This is a genomic window from Acidovorax sp. 1608163 (genome assembly GCF_003669015.1).
Taxonomy (GTDB): domain Bacteria; phylum Pseudomonadota; class Gammaproteobacteria; order Burkholderiales; family Burkholderiaceae_C; genus Acidovorax.
The window spans coordinates 3293979-3309385 of record NZ_CP033069.1 but is presented as its reverse complement, the minus strand read 5'-3'; the positions used below and the strand labels follow the sequence as shown (position 1 = coordinate 3309385).

Below are 15407 nucleotides of genomic sequence, written 5' to 3'. Positions count from 1 at the left end.
AGAATCTAGGATGCTGGGGCAAGAAGAGAGTCCGCGTGCTCGGCCAGGGCTTGCACCAGCCGGTCTACGTCAAACGGTGTGTGGGCCGCCGACAACGCGATGCGCAGCCGCGCAGTGCCCTCGGGCACCGTAGGCGGGCGAATGGCGGGCACCCACAGGCCGCGTGATCGCAGCGCTTCCATGGCGGCAAGAGCGGCTGCGTTGCTGCCAATCACCAGCGGCTGGATGGGTGTGTGCGACGGCATGAGCTGCCACGGCGTGCGCGCCAGCAGCGGGGCCAGCCCCGCGCGCAGGCGGGCGATGAGCTGCTGCAGGTGCGTGTAGCGCCAGGTCTCGGTCTGCATCACCTGCACGCTGGCCTGCAGCGCCTTGGCCAGCAGGGCGGGGGCGGCGGTGGCAAAGATGTAGCTGCGGGTTTTTTGCAGCAGCCATTCCACCAGCACCTCACTGCCCGCCACAAACGCACCGGCCACGCCTGCGGCCTTGCCCAGGGTGGCCATGTACAGGATGCGGGGCGAGGCGTTCTCGCCCGTCAGCCCAAAGTGCGCCAGCGTGCCGCGCCCTTCCTGGCCGGGTGCCCCCAGCACACCAAAGCCATGGGCGTCGTCGATGAGCAGCAGCGCGTCGTAGCGCTCACACAGCGCCAGCAGGGCAGGGATATCGGCCACGTCGCCGTCCATGCTGAAGACGGCGTCCGTCACCACCAGCTTGCGCTGCGCGGGGCTGCTGGCCAGGGTGGCTTCCAGTGCGGTCAGGTCGGCATGTGGGTTGCGGTGGATGGTGGCCCGCGACAGGCGTGCGCCGTCGATCAGGCAGGCGTGGTTGAGCGCGTCCGAGAACAAGGCATCGCCCGCACCCACCAGCGCGGGGATGATGCCCACGTTGGTGGCATAGCCCGCGTAAAAGTACAGCGCGCGTGGCAGGCCGACAAAGCGGGCCAGATCGTGCTCGAGCAGCGCATTGGCCGTGCTGTGCCCGCTGACCAGGGGCGAGCCGCCCGAGCCCAGACCGTAGGCGTGGGCGGCCTCGCACGCGGCAGTGGCCAGCGCGGGGTGGCTGGCCAGGCCCAGGTAATCGTTGTTGCAAAAGGCCAGCATGGGCTGGCCGTCGATTTGCAGCATGGCGCCGCCCGCCGGGGCCACGGTGCGGCGCACGCGCAGCAGGTGCCCGTCCTTCAGGTCCGCGATGCGGCCGGGCAGCTCGTCCAGCCAGGATGCCGTCGGTGAAGTGGCTGGGAGGGCAGGGGTGGGGGCAGCGGTGTTCATCGGGTCCAATCTGCGGGCAGTTGAAAGTGGGCTGCCAGGCTGTGGGCGGTGTGTTCGCCCCAGGGGATGTCGGCCAGCGGCGGGGCGCCCAGGCGCTGCTGCAGCCAGGCAATGTTCTCCTCGGGCGCCAGCATGTCTGGGTCCACCCGGTTGGCCACCCAGCCTGCCAGCGTCAGCCCGCGTGCGGCAATGGCCTCGGCCGTCAGCAGGGCGTGGTTGAGGCAGCCCAGTCGCAGGCCTACGACGAGCACCATGGGCAGATTCAGCGCCACGGCCAGGTCGGCCCCGGTCTCGGTTGGCGACAGCGGCACATGAAAGCCACCGGCCCCTTCGACCACCACGGCATCGGCTTGCAGGGACAGTGCCTGGTAGGCCTGCACGATGGCCGCGATGTCGATCTGCACCCCCGCGCGTGCGGCGGCAATGTGGGGTGACAGGGGATCGGGCAGCAGCACTGGTGTGTCCAGTTCAGGGGGCACGGCGATGGTGGACGCCGCCCGCAGGGCGATGCTGTCCTCGCTGGCCCAGCCTTCGCCCCAGGGCACCACGCCCGCAGCCACGGGCTTCATGCCTACCACGCGACTGTGGTGCTGTGCCAGGGCCTGCAGCAGCGCGCAGGAGACATGGGTTTTGCCCACGCCGGTATCGGTGCCCACCACAAAGCAGGCGGTCATGCTGGTTCCTCTGCCAGGGTGGCTTGCAGGGCATGGAATGCGCCCTGGGCCAGGCATTGCACGGCTTCGTCGTCCAGGACATAGGGCGGCATGGCATACAAGGTGTGACCTGTGCCGTTGGAGATGGGCCGCAGCAGCAGCCCCTGCGCCAGTGCGTGCTGGTGGTAGCGGCGGGCAAAGTCGGGCAGCGTGGTGTCTACATCCCAGGCCCAGACCATGCCCAGGCGGCGCGCGTGGCGCACGCGGGGGTGGTGGGTGAGGGGCGCGCAGGCCGCGTCGATGCGCTGGGCCAGGGCGGCGTTGGCGGTCAGCGTGTCCAGTTGCTCAAACAGCTCCAGCGTGGCCACCGCTGCGCGGCAGGCCAGCGGGTTGCCGGTGTACGAGTGCGAGTGCAAAAAGCCACGGGCCACGCTGTCGTCGTAGAACGCTGCATACACCGCATCGGTGGTGAGCACGGCCGACAGCGGCAGCGTGCCGCCGGTGATGCCTTTGGACAGGCAGATGAAGTCAGGCTGGATGCCCGCCTGCTGGTGGGCGAACATCGTGCCGGTGCGGCCAAAGCCCACCGCGATTTCGTCCACCACCAGGTGCACCTCGTAGCGGCTGCACAGGGCGCGGGCCAGGCGCAGGTACTCGGCATCGTGCATCGCCATGCCTGCGGCGCATTGCACCAGGGGCTCGACGATCAGGGCGGCAGTGTCGGCATGGTGCTCTTGCAGCCAGTGCTCCAGCGCGTCGGCGGCGCGGCGGGCCACGTCGGCGGCAGTCTCGCCCGGCTGGGCCTGGCGGGCGTCGGGGCTGGGTACGGTGGCGGCCAAGCGCACCAGCGGTGCGTAGGCCTCGCGAAACAGCGGGATGTCCGTGACGGCCAGGGCGCCCACGGTTTCGCCGTGGTAGCCCCCTGCCAGGCCGATGAAGCGGCTCTTGTTGGGGCCGCCGCAGTTGCGCCAGTAGTGCGCGCTCATCTTCAGCGCGATCTCGGTGGCCGATGAGCCGTCACTGCCGTAAAACGCGTGGCCCAGGCCGGTGAGGGCGCCCAGGCGCTCGGACAGCTCCACCACCGGCGCATGCGTGAAGCCCGCCAGCATGACGTGGTCGAGCTTGTCGAGCTGATCGGCCAGCGCGGCCTTGATGTGAGGATGGCTGTGCCCGAACAGGTTCACCCACCACGAGCTGATGCCGTCCAGGTAGCGTTGGCCGTCCTCGGCATGCAGCCAGGGCCCTTGGGCCCGGGCGATGGCAATGGGGGGCTGCGCCTCATGGCGCTTCATTTGTGTGCAGGGGTGCCACACGTGGGCCAGGCTGCGTTCAGCGAGGGATGCAAGGGGCGTGGTCATGGCGTGCAGGCTGGTTCAGGCGCTGGGTGCCTGGGGCAGGTCCAGCGTGCACGCGTCGCCCACGGCATCGCGCCACACGCGCACCTGGCTGGGGTGCAGGTCGGCCACGGCACGGGCGATGAAAAGGCACAGATGCTCTAGCGTGGGCACGCCCAGGCCAGGCACTTCGTCGAGAAAATGGTGGTCGAGCTGCTCGCGCACTTGGGCCAGGCGTGCGCGCAAATGGCCCAGGTCTTGCACCATGCCGGTGGCAGGGTCGAGCGGGCCGGTCAGGGCCACTTCGGCGTGGTAGGTGTGGCCGTGGATGCGGCGGCTGCCCTCGGCCTCGATCTCACGGCGCAGGGTGTGCGCGGCATCGAAGAAAAAGCGTTGGCGAATGGTCAGTTGCATGGCAAAAAAGGGGGCAGAGGCCGGTTCAACGGGAGCAGGAAGGTGGGATTCCGCAATGGCGTCGGATCAACGAATCCCGGTCAGCTTGTGGGTTTGCAGGCTCAGGCGCCAGGCGGGGTGGCGCATGCAGGTGTCTATGCACAGGGCGGTGTTTTGGCGTTGCAGGGGCCCGTCCATGGGCTGCAGGTAGCGGTGGGCAAAGTCGGTGTCTTGCTCCAGCGTAGGCAGGTCGAACCCGGGTTGAGGCCACACCAGTTTCAGCTCTTGCCCGCTGCGCTGCACAAAGGGGGCGCCTGCCTTGGGGCTGATGCACAGCCAGTCGATGCCTTCGGGGGCCTTCACGGTGCCGTTGCTTTCGACGGCGATGCGGAACTGCTGCGCGTGCAGCGCGTCGATGAGTGCTGCATCCACCTGCAGCAGGGGCTCGCCACCGGTCAACACCACCAGGCGGTGGCCTGCGCCCACGGGCCATTGCGCGGCGATGGTTTGCGCCAGCAGTGCAGCCGTCTCGAATTTGCCACCCAGCGTGCCGTCGGTGCCCACAAAATCGGTGTCGCAGAACTGGCAGACGGCCTGCGCGCGGTCCTGCTCACGGCCCGTCCAGAGGTTGCAGCCCGCAAAGCGGCAGAACACTGCGGGCGCGCCCGCCTGGCCGCCTTCGCCTTGCAAGGTGTAAAAAATTTCTTTGACGCTGTAGGTCATCGGGCCACCGGAGGGACTAAGAGGGTAGGGGCCGCAGGCGCGGCCATCTCGGGGTAGTCGCGGCTGAAATGCAGGCCCCGGCTTTCGCGGCGCAGCTGGGCGCTTTTCACGATCAGGTCGGCCACCTGCACCAGGTTGCGCAGCTCCAGCAGATCGCGCGTGATGTGGAAGTGCGCGTAGAACTCCTGGATCTCGCCCTGCAACATGGCAATGCGGTGGGCGGCGCGCTCCAGCCGCTTGTTGGTGCGCACGATGCCCACGTAGTCCCACATGAATCGGCGCAGCTCGTCCCAGTTGTGGGAGATGACGACGGACTCATCCGCATCGGTCACGCGGCTGTCGTCCCAGGCGGGCACGGCAGGCAGCGTGGAGGTGGGGGCGGCGGCAATGGCCTGGGCGGCCGCACGCGCAAACACCATGCATTCAAGCAGCGAGTTGCTGGCCAGGCGGTTGGCGCCGTGCAGGCCGGTGCAGGCCACTTCGCCCACGGCGTACAGGCCCGGCAGGTCGGTGCGGCCGGCCAGGTCGGTCAGCACGCCGCCGCAGGTGAAGTGGGCGGTGGGCACCACGGGGATGGGTTCCTTGGTGATGTCGATGCCCAGCGACGCGCAGTGCGCGAGGATGTTCGGAAAGTGCTCTTGCAGGAACTCCGGGCTCTGGTGCGAAATGTCGAGGTGCACGCAGTCCAGCCCGTGCTTTTTCATCTCAAAGTCGATGGCGCGGGCCACCACGTCGCGCGGGGCCAGTTCGGCGCGCGGGTCGTGGTCGAGCATGAAGCGCGTGCCGCCCGCCGATGGGGGCAGCAGCAGCTTGCCGCCTTCGCCGCGCACGGCCTCGCTGATGAGGAAGGACTTTTCGTGCGGGTGGTACAGCCCTGTGGGGTGGAACTGGATGAATTCCATGTTCGCCACGCGGCAGCCCGCACGCCAGGCGGCGGCAATGCCGTCGCCCGTGGCGGTGTCTGGGTTGGTGGTGTACAGGTACACCTTGCCAGCGCCGCCCGTGGCCAGAATGGTTTGCGGTGCGCGGAAGGTCACGACCTCGTCGGTGTCACTGTCGAGCGCGTACAGGCCCAGGCAGCGGTTGCTCGGCAAGCCCAGCTTGCGCGTGGTGATCAGGTCCACCAGCGTGTGCTGCTCGAACAGCGTGATGCCGGGTGTGCTGCGCACCACGTCCATCAGCGTGCGCTGCACGGCGGCGCCGGTGGCGTCGGTCACATGGGCAATGCGGCGCGCGCTGTGGCCGCCTTCACGGGTCAGGTGCAGCTGGTCGCCTTCGAGCGTGAAGGGCACGCCCAGCTGGCGCAGCCAGGCGATGGAGGCGGGCGCGTTCTCCACCACAAACCGCGTGGTGGCCAGGTCGCACAGGCCCGCACCCGCCACCAGCGTGTCTTCAATGTGGGCGGCAAAGCTGTCATCGTCGGCCAGCACGGCGGCAATACCGCCCTGGGCCCAGCCGCTGGAGCCATCCTGCAGCGTGCGCTTGGTGATGACGGCCACGCGGTGCGTGGGCGCCAGGTGCAGGGCCGCCGAGAGGCCGGCGAGGCCGCTGCCTACGATGAGAACGTCGAAGTCGTGGGATGCCATAGAAGGTGTCAGTTGCCGTTGAAACTGGCGCTGCGCCATGCCGGGGCCACCGTGGAGCTGGCTTTGCCAGGCCACCGGTGGCGTCCCCCTCCCGCGCAGCGAGAGAGGGGGAAGCGGCGTAGCCGCTCAGGGGGTGTCATACGGGGGTGTAAGCGAGGCGCACGTAAATGGGCGCAAACGCTTCGGCCTGCGTGATCTCGATCAGCGTCTCTTTGGCCAGCTCCAGCAGGGCGATGAACGTGACCACCAGCACGGTGCTGCCTTTGGCGGGCTCGAAGAGCTCTTCAAACTCCACAAAGCGGCGGCCTTGCAGGGTCTTGAGCACCATGCTCATGTATTCGCGCACGCTCAGTTCTTCGCGGGTGATCTTGTGGTGCTGCACGAGCTTGGCGCGTTTCAGAATGTCGCGCCAGGCGTCTTGCAGCTCCACCACGTGCACATCGGGAAAGCGCGGCTGCAGGCTTTGCTCGATGTAGACCTGGGCCTTGAGGAAGTCGCGGCCGTACTGCGGCAGCTGCCCCAGGCGGGCGGCTGCCATCTTCATTTGCTCGTATTCGAGCAGGCGGCGTACCAGTTCGGCGCGCGGGTCTTCGGGCTCCTCGCCCTCGGCCTGCTTCTTGGGCGGCAGCAGCATGCGCGACTTGATCTCGATGAGCATCGCCGCCATCAGCAAATACTCGGCCGCCAGCTCCAGGTTGCGGCTGCGGATCTCGTCCACGTACACCAAATACTGCTTGGTGACCCCCACCATGGGGATGTCGAGGATGTTGAAGTTCTGCTTGCGGATCAGGTACAGCAGCAAATCCAGCGGGCCTTCAAAGGCTTCGAGGAAGACTTCGAGCGCGTCGGGCGGGATGTACAGGTCGGTGGGCAGCGCAAACAGCGGCTCGCCATACAGGCGCGCCAGCGCCACCTGGTCGATCACATTGGGCATGCCGCTGGCCGCCGTGGCCGCCGTGGCTGCCAGGGCATCTGCCACGTCGGCGGCGGGCTGGGGGCTGGCGCTGCTCATGATTTGCTATGAAATGTGTAGCTGCTAGCGCTTTTTGTACAAGCGCTAGGTGCCAATTTCGTTGCAACTGCCAGCCGCAAGACGTCAGTCCGCGTTGGTCTGGTAGACGTAGGGCTTTTGGGCAACCTGGCCTTGGCGGTAGTCGCCCCACAGGGTGCGGTCGACCTGCTTGTCCCACAGCAGGGCGCGGCCTGTCTGCTGTTGCTGGTCCAGCTCGGGCTTGGTGGCCTTGAGCTGGTTGATGAACTGGGTAGCGTCGGATTGGTAATCGGGGCGGCGGAAAATGGACATGGACTGTTAACCTCTTTTGTTGGATTTTACCGGGACGACGCCATGCCATTTTTTCGACGCGCCCAAAGCGCTGTCACCGCCGCAGTCTCAGCCGCATTGACCCCCGTCTTCGCGGCCCTGGTTTTGCTGACTGCCAGCGGCTGCGATCCGCAGCGCATCAGCGAGCTGCAACCGGGTCAATCGACCGAGGCCGATGTGCGCGACCGCTTTGGCGCGCCTGAAAACGTGTGGAGCGAGGCCGATGGGGGCCGCACGCTGGAGTACAACCGCCAGCCTGCAGGCCAGGTCAACTACATGATCACCCTGGGGCCCGATGGCAAGGTGGCCGCTGTGCGCCAGGTGCTGACCCCCGACAACTTCGCCCGGGTGCAGCCCGGCATGCCCATGGCCGAGGTGCGCCGCCTGCTGGGCAAGCCTGCCAAGACGGCGCACTACGCCCTCAAAAACGAAACGGCAGTGGACTGGCGCTTTGCCGATGGCAGCCCTTCGCCCAAAGTGTTCACCGTGGTGCACGGCCCGGACTTGCGCGTGGTCCGCACCCAGACCGGTGACGACCTGGATGCGCCTGAGTTCAAGGGTGGCGGCAAATAGGGCTCGGTGCGCTGTTGGATTTTGAAAATAGAAGAAAATAGGCTCTAGCGCTTTAACCATAAGCGCTAGAAGCTATTTATTTGATAGCAATTGCGGCGCTGGGCGCTGCATGCCACTGGGCAAGCTGGCGTTTGGCGCGCTGCTTGCTTGTGTTCTCGTGCTCCCGTGACAGGGGCCAATGGCGTTGGGGCTCACAAGGTCCTGGCCCTCCATTTTCAAAATCAAGAGTTTTTTTCCATGTCTCCTGCTGAATCCGGCATTCCGCCCGCCCCGGGCCCCGTGGTGTCTTTGCGCCACGGCACTTACGAAGATGCGCAAGCCCTGTTCTCTGGCACCCTGTTTGTGGCCATGGCACTCATGCTGTTCAACCAGGCGGGGTTGCTCATCGGCAGTACGGCGGGCATTGCGTTTTTGCTGCACTACGTCACCGACATCTCGTTCGGCAAGCTGTTCTTTGTGGTGAACCTGCCGTTTTACTGGTTTGCCTGGACGCGCATGGGCCGCGAGTTCACGCTCAAGACCTTCCTTTGCGTGGCGCTGCTGTCGCTGTTGACCGAGCTGTTCCCGCATGTGATGCAGGTCAGCTACATCAATCCGCTGTTTGCCTCGCTGCTGGGCGGGCTGCTGCTGGGCACGGGTTGTCTGTTCCTGGCGCGGCACCGCTCCAGCCTGGGGGGCGCCACCATCGTGTCGCTGTACATGCAAAACCGCTACGGCGTGCGCGCAGGCAAGGTGCAGTTGGCGATTGACTGCGTGGTGCTGCTGCTGGCCCTGTTTGTGGTGCCGCTGGAGCGGGTGTTTTATTCGGTGCTGGCCGCCGTGGTGATGGGTGTGTTTTTGTGGATCAGCCACCGCCCGGGGCGGTACGTGGGCGGTTGATGGAGCGCGGCCCTAGGGGCCGTGGAGCTTGGATTGCACATCGCACGCAATCCCCCAAAGAAAAGGCCCTCTGAGCGAGGGCCTTGTCGTTGGTACCAATCGTGGCGTTCAGCGCACGCGCATGCCGGGCGTGGCGCCGGGCCAGGGGTTGAGCACGAAGATGCCGGGGTTGGCTTTTTCGTCGCCATGGCTGGCGGCCAGCACCATGCCTTCGCTCACGCCAAACTTCATCTTGCGCGGGGCCAGGTTGGCCACCATCACGGTGTGCTTGCCCACCAGGTCTTCGGGCTTGTAGGCGCTGGCGATGCCGCTGAAGACGTTACGGGTGCGGCCCTCGCCCACGTCCAGTGTCAGGCGCAGCAGCTTGGTCGATCCCTCCACGGCTTCGCAGTTCACGATCAGCGCAATGCGCAGGTCGATCTTGGTGAAGTCGTCGATGGTGATGGTGGGGGCAAGCTCTTCGCCGCCGGGGTGGGCACTGGTTGCTACGGTTTTTGTAGCTGCTGGCGCTTGTTCTGCTTGCGCTGGGGCCTCAAACAAGGCCTCAAGCTGCTCAGGGGTCACGCGTTGCATCAAGTGTTGGTAGGGCTGGATGGCTTGCACATTGCCCGCCACATTCCATTGCTGCATGTCCACCCCCACAAACGACTGCACTGCCTGGGCCAGGCCGGGCAGCACGGGCGAGAGGTAGCGGGTGAGTGTGGCAAAGGTGTTGATCAGCACCGAGCACACCTGGTGCAGTGCCTCGTTGTTGGCCGCGTCCTTGGCCAGGTCCCAGGGCTTGTTCTGGTCCACATAGGCGTTGACCTTGTCGGCCAGCAGCATGATCTCGCGCGTGGCCTTGCTGTACTCGCGGGTTTCATACATCTGCGCGATGGCGTCGCCCGCACCGCGCACCTCGGCCAGCAGGGCTGTGCCCGTGGCGCCAAAGTGGCTGGTCAGCTTGCCATCAAACCGCTTGGTCAAGAAGCCCGCTGCGCGGCTGGCAATGTTCACGTACTTGCCAATCAGATCGCTGTTCACCCGCAGCATGAAATCTTCGGCATTGAAGTCGATGTCTTCGTTGCGCGCCGACAGCTTGGCGGCCAGGTAATAGCGCAGCCACTCGGCGTTCATGCCCAGGCTCAGGTACTTGAGCGGGTCCAGGCCGGTGCCGCGGCTCTTGCTCATCTTCTCGCCGTTGTTCACCGTGAGGAAGCCGTGCACGAACACGTTGTTGGGCGTCTTGCGGCCGCTGAAGTGCAGCATGGCGGGCCAGAACAGGGTGTGGAAGGTGACGATGTCCTTGCCGATGAAGTGGTACTGCTCCATGGCCGGGTCGGCCATGTAGGCGTCGTAGCTTTCTCCGCGCTTTTCCAGCAGGTTTTTCAGCGAGGCCAGATAGCCCACGGGCGCATCCAGCCACACGTAGAAGTACTTGCCCGGCGCATCGGGGATCTCGATGCCGAAGTAGGGCGCGTCGCGGCTGATGTCCCAGTCGCCCAGGCCTTCGCTGGTGGTGCCGTCGGGGTTGGTGCGGACGGTGAACCATTCCTTGATCTTGTTGGCCACCTCGGGCTGCAGCTTGCCGTCCTGTGTCCACTTTTCCAGGAACTCGACGCAGCGTGGGTCAGAGAGCTTGAAGAAGAAGTGCTCGGAGTGCTTGAGCTCGGGCTTGGCACCCGACAGGGCCGAGAACGGGTTGATGAGGTCGGTGGGTGCATAGACCGAGCCGCACACCTCGCAGTTGTCGCCGTACTGGTCTTTGGCGTGGCACTTGGGGCACTCGCCCTTGATGTAGCGGTCGGGCAGGAACATGTTCTTCTCGGGGTCGAAGAACTGCTCGATGGTGCGCACTTCAATGAGCGAGCCATCCGCACGGTCGCGCAGGTCGCGGTAGATCTGGCGGGCCAGCTCGTGGTTTTCGGGTGCATCGGTGCTGTGCCAGTTGTCAAAGCTGATGTGAAAACCGTCCAGGTACTGCTTGCGGCCCGCGGCGATGTCGGCCACGAACTGCTGGGGTGTCTTGCCCGCTTTTTCGGCGGCAATCATGATGGGCGCGCCGTGGGTGTCGTCCGCGCCCACGAAATTCACCGCGTTGCCCTGCATTCGCTGATACCGCACCCAGATGTCGGCCTGGATGTATTCCATGATGTGGCCGATGTGGAAGTTGCCGTTGGCATACGGCAGGGCGGTGGTAACGAAGAGTTTGCGTGCGGGTGACGACATGGGGGGAACACTTTCTCAGGCGGAACCGGCGATTTTAGGCGAGTGCCAGAGCGGCTGCCGCCGATGGGGGCGCAGGACGTGGAACGTGAGGCGCGGGATGTGGGCCCGCGTTACTGGTGCAGCCGCGTCTTGATTTCTGCGCCGGTGTCGTTCCAGCCAAAAAACTGGCATACCTCGGCGCGCATGGCCAGGGTGTCCGCACGGCCCAGGGCCATCAGCTCCTGGGTGTAGCCCGCTTCAAACAGCAGGTAACTGGCCAGCGCCGCGCCGCGCACATCGGCCATGTTGGAGGTGACGCCCAAGGCGCCCAGCATGGTGCGCACCGGCGTGGGCAGGTCGCCCACGTGGCGCGCTGCCACGGCGTCCAGCCGCTGCGAGGGGGCAATCACCAGCAGCTCGATGGGGCGAAGGGAGCTGTGGGTGCGTTTTTCCTCGGGGATGAGGGACAGCGTCTGGTTGATGCGCTGCACCCGCTCCACGTCCACCGACAGTGCGTCCAGAAAGATGTTGGACAGCGCGTGCCCCGCAATTTGCGCCAGCGTGGGGTAGTTGGTCGTGGGGTTGGCGGCGGTGTCGCCCTTGGGCTCGTGCATGCGCCCGGCGCCAATGACGAGGATGCGCTCTGCCCCCAGATGGATGGCGGGCGCGATGGGCGCGGACTGGCGCATGGAGCCGTCGCCAAAGTATTCGACGTGGTCGTCCACCTCGATGCCTTTGGCCGGGAAGATGAACGGAATGGCCGAGGAGGCGAGCAGGTGCTCGTGCGTGATGCGGTCACGCGCGGCCTTGCGCTGCGAGCGCACCCAGGGCTGCACCGCCTCGGCCGACTCAAAAAACGTGACGTGCTCGCCCGAGCTGTAGCTGGACGCCGTGACGGCCAGCGCCTTGAGATGCCCCCTGCGGATGAGGCGCGGCAAGCGCACCAGGGGCACCATCTTGACCAGCAGCTTTTCGAGCGGTGCGTTGTCCAGCAGCGATTTGGGCCGCATGCGCCGCCAGCGGGCCAGAGCCCAGCCCAGAGAGACCAGCGTGAGCCAGCGCGCGCCGCTGCGCATCACGCTCAGCGAATCGGCGCCGTACACCTGGCTGGCGTGGAACTGCCGCCACACGCGGGCAATGCGGCGCACGGCGCGGTCAAAGTTGTCGGCCCCGCAGGCCAGCGCCGCTGCGTTGATGGCCCCGGCCGAGGTGCCGGTGATGATGGGAAACGGGTTGGGCTGCTGCCCCGCGCCGCAGGCCAGGCGCAGGTCGGCGATGGCTTCGAGCACGCCCACCTGGTAGGCAGCGCGGGCGCCGCCGCCGGTCAGCAGCAGGCCGGTGGACGGGGTTTGAGGGGGCTCAGGCGGGTCGCGGTGGGGCATGTCGAAAACCGTGGGTGTGCAAGCGGGTCTGCCCGTGGGTTGTTACAGCGGACAGGATGCCTAAAGTGTGCTGCGCAGGGCCCCCGCTTTGGTTTGTGAAAACCCGTAGATGCCGTGGCGCTGCGGGCCCTTGTCTCAGCCGAGCAACAGCGCCGCCAGGGCGGGGCCTTGCACGAGGGTGATGCCGTGGTCGCGGGCAAACAGGGCGGCGCTTTCGCTCACGCTGCCTTGGCCTGCCACATAGAGGGCGCCCTGGGCGTTTTGGGCCTGCATGGCGTTGTATAGCTCGCGCAGGGGCTCGATGCCGTGCGTGGCGGCCTTCCAGCGCTTGGCGCTGACCAAAATGGTCTGTTCGCCCTTGGTCAGGCGCAGGTCCACCGGCCCTTTGGACGCCACATTCACGTCAAACCCCTGGCCCACCCAGGCGTGGGTGAGTGCCTGGGAGAAGGCACTCCAGGGCATGGACTGGGTGCTGTCCAGCATTTGCTGCACCTTGGCTGCGCTGGGCGCGCGCAGCTGCCGCCAGGCCGCGATGCAGCCCACCACAAACAGCGGAAAACCGCTGAGCGCCCCGAGCACAAAGTATTCCGCAGGCAGCAAGGCCCGGGACACCAGCGCAAGGGCCGCCACCAGCACAAAGCTGATCCACCACGGCGAGCGCAGCAGCAGGGCAAACAGGGAGTTTTCGGACATCTTGAGTTTCACGGTGGCGTCTCGCTCTGGCGTTGGGGGCGGTAGGGTCAATGGGTGCGCATTGTCGTGCAGGTGCAGGGGTTGGCGGGCAGGTTGGTGTGGTTGCAACGGTGTTTCGGCCCCCGCAGAAGGTGGCTTGCCCCCAGTAAAAGCCAGTGAAAGCCTCTTGGATAGACTACTCGCCCCCACAGGAGTTATTTGAATGGCAGTCACCGAACAGGGCCTTTTGGCCGCACTCTCCAGCGTGCTGGACCCCCACACGGGCAAGGATTTTGTGAGCACGCGCGCCCTGCGCAATGTGCTGATCACCGGTGGCGATGTGGCCTTTGACGTGGAACTGGGCTACCCCGCCAAGAGCCTGGTGCCCGAGCTGCGCCGCAGCCTGGTGGCCGCCGCCAAGGGCGTGGCGGGCGTGGACAACGTGTCGGTCAACATCACCACCAAGGTGATTGCCCATGCCGTGCAGCGCGGCGTGCAGCTGCTGCCCCAGGTCAAGAACATCATCGCCGTGGCCTCGGGCAAAGGCGGCGTGGGCAAAAGCACCACGGCCGCCAACCTGGCCCTGGCCCTGGCCGCCGAGGGCGCCAGCGTAGGCGTGCTGGACGCCGACATCTACGGCCCCAGCCAGCCCATGATGCTGGGCATCAACCGCCGCCCCGAAAGCGAAGACGGCAAGACCATGGAGCCGCTGGAGAACTACGGCGTGCAGGTCATGTCCATCGGCTTTTTGGTGGACCAGGACGAAGCCATGATCTGGCGCGGCCCCATGGCCACGCAGGCGCTGGAGCAGCTGCTGCGCCAGACCAACTGGAAAGACCTGGATTACCTCATCATCGACATGCCCCCCGGCACCGGCGACATCCAGCTCACCCTGAGCCAGCGCGTGCCCATGACCGGCGCCGTCATCGTGACCACGCCGCAAGACATCGCCCTGCTGGACGCCAAGAAGGGCATCAAGATGTTCGAGAAGGTGGGCGTGCCCATCCTGGGCATCGTCGAGAACATGGCCGCCCACGTGTGCAGCAACTGCGGCCATGTGGAGCACATCTTTGGCGCCGATGGCGGCAAGAAGATGGCAGCCGACTACGGCATGGACTACCTGGGCGCGCTGCCGCTGAACATGAGCATCCGCCTGCAGGCCGACAGCGGCAAGCCCACCGTGGTGGCCGACCCCGATGGCGAAGTCGCCCAGATCTACAAGAAGGTGGCCCGCGACGTGGCGGTGAAGATCGCCCAGCAGGCCAAGGACTTTTCCAACAAGTTCCCGACCATCTCGATCAGCAAGAACACCTGAGTGTTTTGCTATTGAATCGATAGCTGCTTGCGCTTATTGGTAGAGCGCTAGCGGCCTAAAAGTCTTTAAATGTTATGAGCGAATCGCCCTTGCAGGAGGTAACGGTGGTGGTGCGGACCCCGCGGCTTGGGTGGGCAAGCCGCGCCCCCTCTTTGTGCGCAGGCAAGGCGTAAACCCATGAACCTGCTCGCGTCCCTGCGCTACCTGGTGGCGCTGCACGAGCACCGGCACTTTGGCCGGGCGGCGCAGGCCTGCCACATCACGCAGCCTGCGCTCTCCAACGCCCTGCGGTCGCTGGAGGAGGAGTTTGGCGTGGTCATCGTGCAGCGGGGGCGTGCGTATGTGGGGCTCACGCACGAGGGCCAGGCGGTGCTCACCACCGCGCAGCGCATGCTGCGCGAGAGCGAGGTGCTGCGCCAGGAGCTGAGCAGTTTGCAAGACATGCCGCGTGGCTGTTTGCGCATGGCATCGACCCCCACGGCGGTGCCAGTGCTGGCCAGGTTTGCGGCGCTGCTGCAGGCACGCCACCCGGGCATTGCCTCGGTGGTGCTGTCGATGAGTTCGCTGGAGCTGGAGCAGGGCCTGGAAGACCTCTCCATCGACCTGGCCGTGGGCTACAGCGAGCGCATGCAGGCGCAGCGCGCTAACTTGCGGTCGTGGCCGCAGTGCACCGAGCGCTATTACCTGCTGCGCCGCGCCGCAGAGCCTGCCCTCGACCACCTGCGCATTGGACCGCCCATGGCATGGCGCGAGGCAGGGCAGTTGCCGCTGTGCCTGCTGACGGCTGAGATGCACAACCGCTTCATCATCGACCAGGCCCTGGGCGAGGCAGGGGCGCCCGTGGTGCCTGCCATTGAGACGAATTCGGTGCTGACCCTGGTGCTGAGCGTGGCTGCGGGCCAGGTGTGCAGCATCTTGCCCAGCGCCATGGTGGCCGCGGTGCGCAGCGAGCGTGGCCTGGAGGCGCTGCCCCTGGTGGAGCCCGATGTGCGCACCCCCATTGGCTTCATGACCCAGCGCGGCCCCCGCACGTCGCGGGCGCTGGAGGCCGCGCTGGCGCTGCTGGAGTCCCCGAGTGGCAAGCGCAGTTGAGCGACCACTGTGGAGACCTGGCGCACTAGCCC

Annotated in this window: 15 protein-coding genes; 4 read left to right on the top strand and 11 right to left on the bottom strand. The window is 66.2% G+C overall.

Translation table 11 applies throughout. From position 1 onward, the window contains the following. Window positions 1-5 precede the first annotated feature (5 nt). The 8 genes from bioF to EAG14_RS14635 all read right to left on the bottom strand — a co-directional run bounded on the left by bioF (window position 6) and on the right by EAG14_RS14635 (window position 7257). Window positions 6-1265 (bottom strand): 8-amino-7-oxononanoate synthase, encoded by a 1260-nt coding sequence (gene bioF / locus EAG14_RS14670; RefSeq protein ID WP_121729332.1) that lies wholly within the window; start codon window positions 1263-1265, stop codon window positions 6-8. Beyond that, window positions 1262-1939, bottom strand: coding sequence for a dethiobiotin synthase (bioD, locus tag EAG14_RS14665; protein WP_121729331.1), 678 nt, complete (start codon window positions 1937-1939; stop codon window positions 1262-1264). The genes bioF and bioD overlap by 4 nt, the downstream gene beginning before the upstream one ends. Beyond that, window positions 1936-3276 carry an adenosylmethionine--8-amino-7-oxononanoate transaminase gene (bioA, locus tag EAG14_RS14660; RefSeq protein WP_121729330.1) on the bottom strand — a complete coding sequence of 447 codons (1341 nt, stop codon included), beginning with the start codon at window positions 3274-3276 and terminating at the stop codon, window positions 1936-1938. The genes bioD and bioA overlap by 4 nt, the downstream gene beginning before the upstream one ends. A gap of 15 nt (window positions 3277-3291) precedes the next feature. Beyond that, entirely contained in the window at window positions 3292-3666 is a 375-nt protein-coding gene (locus EAG14_RS14655; RefSeq protein WP_099658493.1) for a 6-carboxytetrahydropterin synthase, read from the bottom strand. Between the two features lie 66 nt (window positions 3667-3732). Further along, a complete protein-coding gene (gene queE, locus EAG14_RS14650) occupies window positions 3733-4368 on the bottom strand; it encodes a 7-carboxy-7-deazaguanine synthase (protein WP_121729329.1) in 636 nt (211 codons plus the stop codon). Next, entirely contained in the window at window positions 4365-5954 is a 1590-nt protein-coding gene (gene nadB, locus EAG14_RS14645) for an L-aspartate oxidase (protein ID WP_121730491.1), read from the bottom strand. Before nadB ends, queE begins: the two co-directional genes overlap by 4 nt. Before the next feature lie 136 nt (window positions 5955-6090). Further along, window positions 6091-6966 carry a ScpA family protein gene (locus EAG14_RS14640; RefSeq protein WP_205603404.1) on the bottom strand — a complete coding sequence of 292 codons (876 nt, stop codon included), beginning with the start codon at window positions 6964-6966 and terminating at the stop codon, window positions 6091-6093. 84 nt (window positions 6967-7050) lie between these two features. Further along, window positions 7051-7257, bottom strand: a complete 207-nt coding sequence (locus EAG14_RS14635) for a DUF3460 family protein (protein WP_099658497.1) — start codon at window positions 7255-7257, stop codon at window positions 7051-7053. Between the two features lie 42 nt (window positions 7258-7299). Here EAG14_RS14635 and EAG14_RS14630 point away from each other — a divergent pair, with 42 nt between their 5' ends. Together EAG14_RS14630 and EAG14_RS14625 are read left to right on the top strand one after the other, a co-directional pair. Further along, window positions 7300-7848, top strand: a complete 549-nt coding sequence (locus tag EAG14_RS14630; protein WP_240456796.1) for an outer membrane protein assembly factor BamE — start codon at window positions 7300-7302, stop codon at window positions 7846-7848. Window positions 7849-8085: 237 nt separating this feature from the next. Further along, on the top strand, window positions 8086-8727 hold the full coding sequence (locus tag EAG14_RS14625) for a YitT family protein (RefSeq protein WP_099740520.1): 642 nt from the start codon (window positions 8086-8088) through the stop codon (window positions 8725-8727). 108 nt (window positions 8728-8835) lie between these two features. Here EAG14_RS14625 and metG read toward each other — a convergent pair whose 3' ends face one another. The 3 genes from metG to EAG14_RS14610 all read right to left on the bottom strand — a co-directional run bounded on the left by metG (window position 8836) and on the right by EAG14_RS14610 (window position 12989). Beyond that, a complete protein-coding gene (metG, locus tag EAG14_RS14620) occupies window positions 8836-10935 on the bottom strand; it encodes a methionine--tRNA ligase (RefSeq protein WP_121729328.1) in 2100 nt (699 codons plus the stop codon). 110 nt (window positions 10936-11045) lie between these two features. Continuing rightward, on the bottom strand, window positions 11046-12296 hold the full coding sequence (locus EAG14_RS14615) for a patatin-like phospholipase family protein (RefSeq protein ID WP_121729327.1): 1251 nt from the start codon (window positions 12294-12296) through the stop codon (window positions 11046-11048). A 135-nt stretch (window positions 12297-12431) separates the two neighbouring features. After that, on the bottom strand, window positions 12432-12989 hold the full coding sequence (locus EAG14_RS14610; RefSeq protein WP_099659085.1) for a restriction endonuclease: 558 nt from the start codon (window positions 12987-12989) through the stop codon (window positions 12432-12434). 202 nt (window positions 12990-13191) lie between these two features. Between EAG14_RS14610 and apbC the strand changes: the two genes are divergently transcribed. Both apbC and EAG14_RS14600 read left to right on the top strand, forming a co-directional pair. Then, on the top strand, window positions 13192-14283 hold the full coding sequence (apbC, locus tag EAG14_RS14605; protein WP_121729326.1) for an iron-sulfur cluster carrier protein ApbC: 1092 nt from the start codon (window positions 13192-13194) through the stop codon (window positions 14281-14283). Between the two features lie 177 nt (window positions 14284-14460). After that, window positions 14461-15375, top strand: coding sequence for a LysR substrate-binding domain-containing protein (locus EAG14_RS14600; protein WP_121729325.1), 915 nt, complete (start codon window positions 14461-14463; stop codon window positions 15373-15375). Window positions 15376-15407: the final 32 nt, after the last annotated feature.